An 11,433-nucleotide genomic window follows, 5' to 3' on the forward strand; every position below is an offset into this window, starting at 1 on the left:
CACCCAAAAACTTTTATCTTCCTTGTCAGGCCGCGTTGACGAGCCTGCTGCCACCTCGGGTCAGTTCCCCGATCAGTTGATGGTAGCGCGCCATATAGTCCTCCATGGCCAGGGTTTTTACGGCATGGGCACGGACATTGGCCCGCAGTTGCGCGGCCATCTCTCCATCCTCGAGCAGTTCCACCACGCCCTGCGCAATGCGCCGTGGCGCGAGGAAGGGCACAAGCCGCGCGGTGCGGCCATCGTGCAGGAATTCCTGCACCGGCGCGGTCTGGCTACCCACAATCGCGCAGCCACAGGCCATGGCCTCACGCAGGGACCATGACGCAACAAACGGGTATGTCAGGTAGACATGCGCGTCCGATCGCTGCAGCAGGCGGCGGAAATCGTCATAATCCACCCTTCCCGCAAAATGCACGCGCCGCATGTCCAGCACGCTGCCGAGTTCGGCCAGCATGTGCTGCCGCCATGTCTGCCCACCCGGCGCGGGGCCGCCATAGCTGACCCCATCACCACCCACCAGCACCACCTGCGCATCAGGCCGCGCCCGCAAAATATGCGGCAGCGCGCGCATGAACACATGAAAGCCCCGATACGGCTCAAGGTCACGCGCAACATAGGTGACCAGTTTCTCGCCAGGCCGCACCACAACATTGCCCAGCGTGAAGGGGCGCAGGCGGGCCTGCGGGTCCGGGGCGCAGGTGCGCAGGTCCACCCCTTCAGGCAGCAGGGTCAGGCGCGGGCGCGCCCAGTCGGGATAGGTCGCGTGCTGGAAGCGCGTGGGCGTGTGCCCCCACCCCGGCAGGGCAAGGGCGAGCAGGTTGAGCGTATTGCGCGCGCGGATGAGCGGCGCCACATCGGGTGCAGGCGCGAATTCGGGGTCGAAGCCCACATCCAGACCGGTGGGATGATAGAAGAATTCATAATAGCCCAGCAGCGGCACGCCGGGATACACATCGGGCAGGTCCAGCATCTCGCCCCAGCCATGGTGGCCGATGATGATATCGGGCACATAGCCCAGCCCCCGCAGGGTGCGGGCCGCCTTTGCTACGGCCGCCGCGCGCTGCATGGCACGGGCGAGTTCCGCCACCGGCCCCGGTGCGGCCAGTTCCGGCGCGGGCGGCAGGCGGTAGGACACCCGGCGCACGCCCGCCATATGGGACGTTCCTGATTCGCTGATGAAAATGATCTCGTTACCGCCCTGCCCGCGCAGGTCGCGCAGCAGGTGCAGGAACTGGGCCGGGAAATTCTGGTGCACGAACAGGTATTTCATGCACGCCCTCCGCGCCCGCCACTTTCAGTCATGAACCGGCCAGCACGCCGGGCCTGCGGGGTGTTGCGCCCCCACGCCGGGGCGACCGGGCGGGCGAGACCGCCGCGCCACCGGGCTTGCGGTGCCACCACGGCACGGGCTGGTCCGGGCTGGCCTGCGCCTTGCGCTTTGTTTTTTCAGGCGGGGCACCGTCCTGCGCGGCCTCTACCGCGCCGGATGGCTCCCGCCGTTGCTGCGGCGGCACGCGCCTGCCCCGCCTCACCCGCCCCACAGGCGGCGCGGGGGTTACGGGCGGGGCCAGCGCATCGAGCACCTGATCTTCCATGCCTGCATCACCCTGCGCCGGGGCAGGCGGTTGAACCGGAGCCCGGGGCCGCACCACCACGCGAAAAGCCTCGAGCGGGGCCTGTGTTGCGGCCATGACCGGCGCATCCGCCACCGGCCCGATGCGGCTGCCATCGGTAAAGCTGGCTTCCACCTCACATTCGCAGGCTTCAGCTGCCGCCCCCTTCAACCGCACGCGCAGGCCCAGCAGGGGCAGCGCCATGCCCCGGCTGCCACAATACGCGCCCCCGCTCACCCAGGGCGAGAACCAGTCCTGCCCCAGTATGGCCTGATATTCGAGATCGGTCGGGGCCACGCCGGGGGCGGGCTGGATGGCAAACCCCTCCAGCCAGTGCCCGCTCCCGCTCTCGCCCATCCATGCCCCAAGCGCGGCCCGCACATCGCCACGGCGCTGGATATGGGCGATCATGCTACCCGGCGCGGGTGCCGCCTGCTCACTGCGTGCCGGCTCGGTGGGAGGCCGGGCTGCGACCGGGCTGCCAAGGCGCACAATCTGCAGGGCAGGCAGTTCACCGGGTGCGTCGTGGTCGCGATAGGTGGTGACCAGCACCGCACCGCCCCCTGCGGCCACCATGACCAGCGCCGCGCCGCCGCTGGCCCCGATCCAGCCCTGCGCGTCAAACGTGCTGACCCGCACCCCATCATTGCCCGGCGGCACGCTGACGCGCATGCCCGTCAGCCTCCCGAAGCGCGTGGGGGCGGACAGGGCCGCATGAAACAGGCAGTACAGACCCGCTTCAAGCTGCATGAGCCGTGCGGTGGCCTGCACGGCATCGGGCTTTGCCACGGATGCGGGTTCGCTTGCGGTCTGCATCATGGCCGCTCGACCAGCAAAAGGAACGGCACGGGCGCACGGACAAAGGCGGGATAGGTCAAGGCGGGCCTCTCGCAACGGGTCAGGAACAGGCCGGGCGTGCAACGTCATGCCCGATCCGTGCATAAGACAGCAAAAACGTATTCAATTGGTGAACGGGCAGCCCCGGCGGCACGCACGTACCCCGCCCCGTGGCGCGGATGCGCTGCGCGATGGTGCCGATATCAAACGCCACGGCCCGCAGCCCCGCCCGCCACAGCAGCGTAAGCGTGAAGCACCATGTCTCTGGCCAGAGTGCTGGCATGAAGCCCACATCGCCCGCACAGCCCCGCACCAGCGCCAGGCCATCCGCCTCGTCATAGTGGCCGGTCACGAACACGCGGCCCGTTTCCAACAGGGCGGCATCATCCGCCGTGTGGCCCACCACCACGAATTCCAGCGGCAGGTCACGTGCGCGCGCATCGCGTGCCGCCGCGAGCACGATGGCATGGCCTTTTTCCAGCCCGATCCCCCCCACGATCACCACCCGGCAGCGCTCATTGCGCGGCGGCAGGCCGGTGGCGGCAGGCGTGGCATCGCGGGCTGCGAACTGCGGCAGGGACTGCGCGGGGCAATCCTCCTCCAGTGCGTGCACATGGGGCGTGACATGAGGGAAATACCGGCCCAGCCGCCGTGCGACCTCCGCCGAGGGCACGATCACCCGCCGTGCACCGGCAAGGTCACGGGCCGTGTCGCGGCGCAGGCGCGCCACATCCCGCTCCCCCACCACGGAGCCGAGTACGCCCACGCAGGCTGCGCAGCCCGCCGCATCCGGCTCGCCGCAATACCGCCCCGCAGGCCCCACCAATGTGACGCGCGGGCACAGCCCGGCATAGTCATGCACGTAATACGCATAGGGCAGCGCCAGCACGCGGCACAAAGCCCGCGCGCGCCCGTCGTGGCCGAGTTGATGATGGATCTCGACCCTTGCCACACCCAGCGCACGCAGCAGGGCCACAAGGGCCTGCCCATCGGCGGGCCAGGCAAAATGCAGGTCGGGCCAGTGGGCATCGGGCCTGCCATCGCGCAGCACGAACCCATCGGGCGTGGGGTCGAGCACGACTGGCAACTGCCCTGCCGCCAGCCCGTGCCGTGCCCGTTCCCGCACCACGCGCGCCACCCCGCCGCCTTCACCGTGGCTGACCAGCAGCACCGCCACCCCCAACGCCACTGCCGCCGCACCCCGGCACCACACCACAACCGACAGCCTGTGCCGCGCCACCCGCAGCGGGTCGGCCTTGGCATGAGCGGCCACCAGCGCGTCATAACCGGGAAAGAGCCGGTTCAGAATCCAGATATTGCGCCGCAGCAGGTCAGCCCGCGCGCTGGCAAACGACACGCCCCCCACATGCCCCACGAACGCGCCCACCGCCGCCCGGTGCCGCCAGCCACTCAGGCGCGCGCGCATGCAGAAATCATTTTCCTCCCCATACCCCCGGCCGAACAGTTCGGGGCGAAAGGAGCCGGTCTGGCGCAGGCAGTCGTGGCGGATGAACATGCAGAACCCATGCGCGGTGGGAATCTCCACATCCTGCCCGCCATTGGCCCGCCTTGCCGCGTCCATCAGCCGCCGCACCGCCGCAGGGCCGCCCGCCAGCGGTGCGGGGCGTGCAGGGTCGGGCCATGTGAGGATGGTGGCATCGTTGGAAAGCGGCGAGACGGTGCCCGTATCGGCGCGGGCATAGGCGACTAGCCGCATTTCCTCCAGCCAGCCGGGTGCCACCAGCGTGTCGCTGTTGAGCAGCACTACGTCACGGCCCTGCGCATCGGCCAGTGCGGTGCACACCGCAGCCGGATAGCCCCGGTTACGGGCATGGCGGCGCAGCACGATACGCCCCTGCCCTGCCAGCGCATCCAGCGCGCGGGCAAGGTCAGGGTCCGGCGTGGCGTCATCCACCACCATGATCTCGGTCGTGGCCTGCGCCGGGGCCGCAAGGCTGGCCAGCACGCTGTCGATACAGGCCAGCGTGCCCGCGCGGTCGGCATAGACGGGAATGACGATCCGGCATTGCGCGGCACATGGCGGCACGCGCACCGGCGCCACGCCACGGCCACGCATGGCGGGAAAGACGGGCCGGGCGGCAGGAAGCCCGATGGGTAGCGGCGAGCCGGTCAGGTCCCGCCCATCAGGCCGCACGACCCGCACGCTGCCCCCTGTCGCCATGGCCTGCCATGGCACATGAAACGTCCAGACCGGCAGGCCGGGGCCTGCCGCGCTGTCCTGCGCGCCCGTTTTGCCGCGCATGAGCGTGAGGGGCCGCCTGCCCTGGGCATCGATCAGGTGCAGCACGGGGCAATGATCAGGCCGGGCGGGCATGAAGGCCCAGCCTGCAAGCCCATGGTCATGGGGCCACATGGCACCAAGTGTTGCGCATAAGGCCGCGCGGTCGGGGCGACCACCAAGCAGCACGCTGCCCGCATGGCGCACCGCGATCTCGCCCCCATGCCGCCAGTGCGGGGGCAGCCGCCAACTGCCGCCCGGTTGCGTCGGGCAGGGCTGGCCATCAAGCATGATATCGGGCAGGGCGCGCGCGGGCAGGTCGCCCCAGCGCAGCACGCCATCGGGGTCAAGCGCGCACCAACCGGGCCGCCCCGTATGCTGGCATACCAGCGTTGCCGCGCGGCACAGGTCGGGGTCGAAGCCATAACGGGTAAAAAAACGCTCGAGCGCCGCCGCCGCACGGTTCCATGCCCCGGCACCGCACAGGGCCAGCACCAGCAGCTTCAGCCCTGCGCGGAATTCCTGCCCGGCCATGAGCCGCTCGATGGCCTGCGCGGCCTGCATCGCCTGCCCGGCGCCCAGCAACACCGCCGCCTGCGCGAAACGGACCGCCCTGTCGCCCGCAGCCATGCGGGCGGCGCGCGCCATCCACGCCACGGCCTGCGCATGCTGCCCCGCCGCCGCCAGCCGCCAGGCCTGCCGCATGGCGGCGGTGACCTCTTTCTCCGGCACGGCATCGGGCTGCTGGCCGTTCATCTGCCCGCCAGTTGCGCGTAATCGGCCCGCGCGGCCTCAAGCCCCTGTGCAAGTGCGTGTTCCAGCCAGTGACGGGCCTGTGCAATATCCACGCGCCCGGCCAGCCCCCGCGCCAGGTAGCGCCCCGCCATCATCTGTGCCAGCGCATGGCCCGCTTCTGCCGCCTGAAGGAACCAGCGCAAGGCCTGCGCCCGGTCGGGCGTGATATCATGCCCGCCGCCATACAGCGCACCCAGCGAGAACATGGCCTCCGCCCGGCCAGCGGCGGCAGCTTTGTGATACAGGGCCAGCGCCCCCGCATGGTCGCGCGGGCCGCCACGCCCCTCCAGCCGGAGTTGGGCTGCGGCAAGGCAGGCCTCGGGCAGGCCCTGCATGGCCGCCTGCTCCAGCCACTGCCGCGCCTGCGCCGGATCAGCCACCACGCCATCACCTTCGAGCAGCATGCGGCCATGCCAGTAGCCGGCATTGACCACGCCCGCGCGGGCGGCGCGTTCCATCCACATGGCGGCCGCCACGCGGTCCATGGGTCGCCCCACGCCTTCATGCAGGCTGACCGCGAGGTTGAAAGCGGCAACCGGGTCACCCGCCCGTGCCGCCGGTTCAAAATCAACCAGGGCGGGAGTGGTGGCGGGCTGTTCCGCCCCGCCAGCCAGCAGGCCAGCGGCAAGGTCGCTCATGGCGGTGACATCACCAAGTTCCGCCGCGCGCTCCAGCCACTGGCGGGCCAGTTCAGGGTCAGCCGCCACGCCGCGCCCCTGCTGGTACAGCACGGCCAGCATGCGGCAGGCCAGCGCATGACCGTGTTCTGCCGCCATGCGGTACCACGCCACCGCTTCATGATCGGCGGGAATGGCCGCCTCGCCACGTGCATGCAGGTCGCCCAGCAGGGCAGCGGCCTCGCGGTCGCCGGCACGGGCCGCGCGGCGCAGCCATGTCTCGGCCATCAGCCTATTGCGCGAACCATCCGCCTGGTCCTGCAGCAACAGCGCGCCATAGCGGGCCTGCGCGGGGCGCACACCCTGTTCTGCCGCCCGCCCGTACCACAGCGCGGCCTGACCCGTGTCACGTGCCATGCCCCAGCCGCGCTCATGCAACAGGCCCAGCATGTACTGCGCGGTGGGCAGGCCGCCTTGTGCCGCCCGGTGCAGGGCGGCCACCGCATCGGGGTCGGTGCCCGGTGGTTGCGCCGCAAGATGCGCCACCGCCAGCCCCAGGTCCCCCTGCGGGCACCCCGCCTGTGCCGCGCGCATACACCATTCGCGTGCCGCCCGCACATCACGCACGCTTTCTGGCCCGCAGGCCAGCAGGTAGCCATACAGCGCCTGTGCATCGGGCAGGCCGAGGGTGGCCGCACACTGCGCCCAGCCGGTGGCGGCAACAGGGTCGGGCCAGCGTTCGATGCCTGCGGGCAGGCTTGCGGGCAGCAGGCCATCACCCCCCCTGCCATCAGGCGGGTCAACCAGCAGCATGAGCGCCATGGCAAAACAGGCTTCGGCATGCCCGGCGGTTGCGGCACGGTGCATCCAGCGCACGCCCTCGGCCGGACTGCGGGGTGCGCCACAGCCTTCCAGATAGGCACGGGCCACCTGGTACTGCGCGGCCACCATGCCCTCCTGCGCCAGCCTGCCCAGCAGGGCAAAACCCTGCGGGGCGCGGCCTTCATGCTCCAGCCAGCCCATGGCGCGCTGCAGGCGCCCCTGCGTGGAGAACCTCTCCCGCCAGCGCGAAAGCAGCTTGTACATCTACCCCCCCCCCGCTCAGGGTTCGCGCATGCCGTCGGTCACGGCAGGCAGCAGGCGGTTGAGCAGGTACTGCATCATGGTGCGCCGCCCGATATGGATATCAGCCTCGACCGGCATGCCCGGCTGCGGGTGGAAGAAGGGTGGCACGCCATGCAGGGTGTAACGGTCGATGGACAGGCGCACGCGGTAGAAAGCGTTCATCGGGTCGCCATCTTCCTCGCCCGTCTGCGCGCCGGCCCCGCCTGCGTGGCCTGAGGCATCGGTAAACGCATCAGGGCTGATAACACGCACCGTGGCATCGCCGCCGCCATATTGCGTGTAGGGAAAAGCCGAGAATTTGAGCAGCGCATGATCGCCCGCGCGCACATAGCCCGCATCCACTCCGCGCAGCGTGGCCTCGACATCAAGCGTGGCGGCAGCGGGCACCAGTGTCATGAGCGGGCTGGCGGCCTGAATGACCGAGCCTGCGGAAAGATGGGCGATGCTCAGCACCACCGCATCGCGGTCGGCGCGCATGATGACAAGGTCATGGTGCAGCATGGCCTTGCTGTAGCTGCCCTCGGCATCGGCCAGACGGTGCTGGGCCAGGGCCAGGTCCTGGTACACGGTGGCGTGCCAGTTGCTGGCATAGCCATCGCGCTGCGCCGTCATGCCATCAAGACGCGCGCGCGTGCTGTCCGCCTCGTGCCGGGCGGAAACCTGCGAGCGCACCACCTCCATCAGGCTGTCCTGCGCTGCCAGCGTGGAAAGCCTGCTGCCCACCTGCTCGTGCTGCAGGCGCATGCGCATGTCCTGCACGTCACGCGCCACGCGGGCGCGGGCGGCATACATCGCGGCACTGGCCTCATAACCCTGCAACTCGCTTTTCAGCCCCGCGATCTGTCGGTCGTAATTGGCCATCTGGGCGGTATATTCGGCCTCGCGCCGCAAAAATGCCGCTGCCTCCTGCACGGAAGCGGGGTCGTTCACATCCGCCCTGTAGGGCTGGCCTGCGGCCTCGGCAGTGCGGCGGGCCACCTCGGCGCGATAGGCCATGACCTGGCGGCGCAGGTTGGTCACGTCGGCATCGGTCATGGTGGGGTCGAGGCGGGCCAGCACCTGCCCCTTGCGCACGGTGTCGCCCTCATGCACGTCGATCGAGCGGATGATCGCGGTCTCGAGCGGCTGGATGACCATCGTCTCGTCAAACGGGGTGAGCCTGCCATTGACACTCACCACCCGGTCGAGCGGCAGGAAGGTCATGACCAGCAGCCCCGCCCCTGCAAGGGCCGCGATCAGCCAGACCACGTAACGCGCGGCATCCGACGGCGGCAGGCCGACCAGTGCTGCACTGGGCGAATAAAAGGACAGCAGCGCCGGCGGCAGGTCGGTTGGCACATCCGCCGTGGGCGGTGGCAGCACCGACAGGATCGCGCCTTCGGCAGGGCCGCCCTGCGCATCGGGTGGGGGGAGCAGCGCCTGCCCGCTCATGCCGCATCTCCGTGCATGGCGGTGAGCGATCCGGTTTCAGCCAGGCTGTTCTGCTGCATCCACAGCGTGCGGTAGATGTCGCAGCGCCCCAGCAGTTCGGCATGCGTGCCGATATCGACCACCCGCCCATGGTCGAGCACGCAGATCTGGTGGCATTCCACCAGCGAGGCCAGCCGGTGCGACACGATGACCATGGTGCGCCCGCGCGCGAGGTGGCGCAGGTTGGCGTTGACCACCGCCTCGCTCTCGGGGTCAAGGGCGGAGGTGGCTTCATCGAGGATCATGAGCTTGGGGTCGGAAATCACGGCGCGCGCAATGGCGAGGCGCTGGCGCTGGCCGCCGGAAATGTTGGTCGACCCCTCCTCGATCCAGGTATCGAAGCCCGCGGGCATGCGCTCGATGAACTCCTCCGCCCCCGCAAGGCGGGCGGCGCGCACCACGTCCTCCAGCGTCAGGCCCGGTCGGCCCGCGATGATGTTGTCGCGGATGGTGCCGCGAAACAGGAAGTTGTCCTGCAGCACCACGCCACAGGAGCGGCGCAGGTAGGTCAGGTTGATCTCGCGCAGGTCGATGCCATCAAGCCGCAGATGGCCGCTATAGCTGCGGCTCACCCCCTGCAGCAGCCGCGTGATGGTGGACTTGCCCGAGCCGCTGCGCCCCACCAGCCCCAGCATGGTGCCCGCCGGCACGCTGAAGGTGATGTCATCCAGCGCAGGCGCCGATGCACCGGGATAGGTAAAGCACACATTGGCGAATGACAGCGCGCCGTGCAGCGGCGGGCGCAGGCCGGTGGTGAGCGCGCGGGTCTCGGTCGGGCGGTTGAGCACGGAGCCGGTCTCGGCGAGGGCGGCGCGCACCTCGTTAAGGTCATCGATCAGCCGGGCCATGCTCACCAGCGGCGCGGCCACGCGGCCGCCCAGCATCATGAACGCCATGAGCGCGCCTGCCTCCATGCCCGAACTGGTGGAGGTAATGGCCATGTACGCCCCGATGAGGATGATGCCGCGATTGATGAACAGGTCGAGCGGCATGACCGCCGTGCCCACCCAGTTGCCCATGCGCCCGGCATCAAGCGAGGCGGTGACGACATCGGCGGTTTTTTCATCCCACACCGCGCGGCGCACCGGCTCCAGCGCCAGCGTCTTGACGGTGCGGATGCCGGCCACCGTTTCATACAGTGCGGCGCTGCGGGCCATCTCGGCGCGGATCTGCCGGTTGATCAGCCGCCCCACGGTGGGCATGGCCAGCAGGATGATGACGCCAATCAGTGCTGCGCCCACAACGGTCATCCACGCCAGCGTGGTGCTGAGCCAGAACAGGAAGGGCAGCACCACCAGCAGGGTGAACAGGTCAAGGAAAGTGCCCAGCAGCTTGCCGGTCATGAACTGCCGCACCTTGTAGATGGCGCTGATGCGACCAATGATGTTGCCCGCCTGCTCGCGCTCGAAAAACTCCAGCGGCAGGGCCAGCAGCCGGTCGAACACCGCAAGCGAGATGCGTGTATCGAGCCGCGTGGTCAGCACCAGCGTGATCTCGCGCCGCGCATGGGTGAGCAGGATTTCATACACCGCCATGACCACGACCAGCCCGGTGAGCGAGACCAGCGTGGCCATGGAATGGAAGTTCACCACCCGGTCGATCACCTGCATGACGATGAGCGGCGGGAATATGGCCAGCACGCTGATCACGATGGAGGCCAGCACCACATCACGCAGCAGCCTGCGCTCGCCCAGAACGAGGCGGCGCAGCCATGCGAAATCGACCGGCGGCTCGGGGCGCGTGCTGTCATGCTGGCCGCGCACCAGCAGCACGTCGCCTGTCCAGACCGCCTCAAGCCGCAGGGCATCGACGCGGAAATCTCACGGAAGGGTTGTACATCGGGTCAGATTATGAAAAAGTCTGTTTTGTAGAAAAGATGTTTTCATAAGCAATAAACGAACCCGATGCAGACAGAGTGTAGCGCAGGCGCGTATGACTTTCCAGCCTCCTGTGGACGGCGTGTAGTAGCCCATTTTGATGGAGGTCGCATGAGTTCGGATGGCGGTGTCATTCTGCTAAAGCAGGTCGATGATCGTCTGGGGCTCAGTCGCCGTTTTGCTGCCTGTTTTCGCGATGAGCGGCATCCTGCCTTTGTGGAATACCGGGTTGAAGACCTCGTCCGTCAGCGGATCATGGGACTGGCCCTGGGCTACGAAGACCTCAATGATCATGATGCCTTACGTCATGACCTGATCTTTGGTCTGGCGTCGGGCCGTCTTTCAGGAGGCCGGGCCAACTGTGCCGCACTGGCTGGCAAATCCACCCTGAACCGGCTGGAGCGTAGTGGCCACGAGGCAGACCGTTACTGTCGTATCATTGCTGATCATGAGGCTCTGGCCGGACTGTTCGTCACACTCTTCATGGACCAGCATGACCGCGCGCCTGCCCGGATCATTCTGGATGTGGATGCGACCGACGATCGTATCCATGGTCATCAGGAAGGCCGGGCCTTTCATGGGTATTACGGCCATAACTGCTATCTGCCGTTATACATCTTCTGCGGAGACCATCTCCTGAGCGCCAGCCTGCGCACGGCAGACCGGGACCCGGGGAACGAAGCACTGGCAGACATCAGCCGGATCGTGAAACAGATCAGGAACCGCTGGCCCCGGGTGCGTATCCTTATCCGCGGAGATAGTGGCTTCGCCCGCGACAGCCTGATGACATGGTGCGAAGACAACCACGTTGACTTCCTGTTCGGGCTTGCAGGAAACACCCGCCTGTATGACCGGAT

7 protein-coding genes are annotated in these 11,433 nt (G+C 68.4%); 1 reads left to right on the plus strand and 6 read right to left on the minus strand.

Features of this window, described 5'->3' with window-relative positions:
* Positions 1 to 25: 25 nt before the first annotated feature.
* The 6 genes from DV027_RS11885 to DV027_RS11910 all read right to left on the minus strand — a co-directional run bounded on the left by DV027_RS11885 (position 26) and on the right by DV027_RS11910 (position 10,471).
* Complete coding sequence (locus DV027_RS11885) at positions 26 to 1,273, minus strand: glycosyltransferase (RefSeq protein ID WP_130732102.1); 1,248 nt, start codon at positions 1,271 to 1,273, stop codon at positions 26 to 28.
* 28 nt (positions 1,274 to 1,301) lie between these two features.
* Positions 1,302 to 2,435 carry a hypothetical protein gene (locus tag DV027_RS11890; RefSeq protein WP_130732104.1) on the minus strand — a complete coding sequence of 378 codons (1,134 nt, stop codon included), beginning with the start codon at positions 2,433 to 2,435 and terminating at the stop codon, positions 1,302 to 1,304.
* A gap of 79 nt (positions 2,436 to 2,514) precedes the next feature.
* A complete protein-coding gene (locus tag DV027_RS11895; protein WP_242621878.1) occupies positions 2,515 to 5,448 on the minus strand; it encodes a glycosyltransferase in 2,934 nt (977 codons plus the stop codon).
* Positions 5,445 to 7,190 carry a tetratricopeptide repeat protein gene (locus DV027_RS11900; RefSeq protein ID WP_130732106.1) on the minus strand — a complete coding sequence of 582 codons (1,746 nt, stop codon included), beginning with the start codon at positions 7,188 to 7,190 and terminating at the stop codon, positions 5,445 to 5,447. The genes DV027_RS11895 and DV027_RS11900 overlap by 4 nt, the downstream gene beginning before the upstream one ends.
* A 15-nt stretch (positions 7,191 to 7,205) precedes the next feature.
* A complete protein-coding gene (locus DV027_RS11905) occupies positions 7,206 to 8,660 on the minus strand; it encodes an HlyD family type I secretion periplasmic adaptor subunit (RefSeq protein WP_130732108.1) in 1,455 nt (484 codons plus the stop codon).
* Positions 8,657 to 10,471: a peptidase domain-containing ABC transporter gene (locus tag DV027_RS11910; protein WP_242621879.1), complete on the minus strand. Its 1,815-nt coding sequence runs from the start codon at positions 10,469 to 10,471 to the stop codon at positions 8,657 to 8,659. The genes DV027_RS11905 and DV027_RS11910 overlap by 4 nt, the downstream gene beginning before the upstream one ends.
* Positions 10,472 to 10,603: 132 nt before the next feature.
* Here DV027_RS11910 and DV027_RS11915 point away from each other — a divergent pair.
* Positions 10,604 to 11,433, plus strand: an 830-nt coding sequence (locus tag DV027_RS11915) for an IS1380 family transposase (protein WP_130732110.1), incomplete at its 3' end; no start/stop codon positions are given.

Source organism: Komagataeibacter xylinus, from assembly GCF_004302915.1.
GTDB classification, from domain to species: domain Bacteria; phylum Pseudomonadota; class Alphaproteobacteria; order Acetobacterales; family Acetobacteraceae; genus Komagataeibacter; species Komagataeibacter xylinus_C.

Excerpts from the sequence above, each read along its gene's own strand:
- DV027_RS11895 (WP_242621878.1), bottom strand. The coding sequence starts at position 5,448 with ATGAACGGCCAGCAGCCCGATGCCGTGCCGGAGAAAGAGGTCACCGCC.
- DV027_RS11900 (WP_130732106.1), bottom strand. The coding sequence starts at position 7,190 with ATGTACAAGCTGCTTTCGCGCTGGCGGGAGAGGTTCTCCACGCAGGGG.
- DV027_RS11885 (WP_130732102.1), bottom strand. The coding sequence starts at position 1,273 with ATGAAATACCTGTTCGTGCACCAGAATTTCCCGGCCCAGTTCCTGCAC.
- DV027_RS11890 (WP_130732104.1), bottom strand. The coding sequence starts at position 2,435 with ATGATGCAGACCGCAAGCGAACCCGCATCCGTGGCAAAGCCCGATGCC.
- DV027_RS11905 (WP_130732108.1), bottom strand. The coding sequence starts at position 8,660 with ATGAGCGGGCAGGCGCTGCTCCCCCCACCCGATGCGCAGGGCGGCCCT.